At 58.4% G+C, this 598-nt stretch carries 1 protein-coding gene; it reads right to left on the bottom strand.

Annotated features, from left to right (window positions below; translation table 11 throughout):
• Nucleotides 1-598 (bottom strand): hypothetical protein (locus DNK89_RS24465; protein ID WP_203422550.1); only part of this gene is annotated, 598 nt, incomplete at both ends.

Here is a 598-nt window from a genome sequence, read left to right as displayed (position 1 = left end):
ATTGCCGATGACGAGATCGAATTTCAGCCCCTTCGACGTACAGAACTCGCGCCATTCGGCGAAGGCGGCCCAATTGATCCTGCTCGCAGGCTCCGGCTTGCAAAGTCCTGGCCCCATCAACGTATAGAGAGCGGATATCGCCGGGTTTCGCGGAATGTTGGTCGGCCAGCTCTGTCCGAAGCCGTCTGTGACACGCCGCGTCATGCAGTTGTACGTCTGCACCTGGCCGTTCATTTGGTGGGTGGCCTTGACTCGCATGGCCGTCAAGCACAGCGGCGTCGAGGTATTGAACGGATACTCCGGGCGGAACGTCTGCAGGACAACCCACGTGCAGGTCAGGGCAAAGGAATCGTCCCAGTCATCACGCGGTTCAGAAATCGACGTGCGCGTGATCTGGACTTCCCATGCACCACGCTCAGGAAAATCGATCCGGACGGCGCGATAGAAACCAGCGAACTTCCGGTTGGTGATTGAGATGGCAGGCTTCGCAATGACCGTGGCCGTGCCTGCCTTGCGGATCGAGACGTTGAAGGTTGCAGTCTGTTCCTGGCGTTTGCCTTTCTTCATGATCTTGCCCAGCCCTTGCGGGAATTGCAGA

Origin of the sequence: Acidovorax sp. ST3 (genome assembly GCF_003231145.1) — a bacterium.
Lineage (GTDB): Bacteria > Pseudomonadota > Gammaproteobacteria > Burkholderiales > Burkholderiaceae_C > Acidovorax.
Note: the sequence above shows the minus strand (reverse complement) of the source record. Positions and strands in the feature narration are given on the sequence as shown.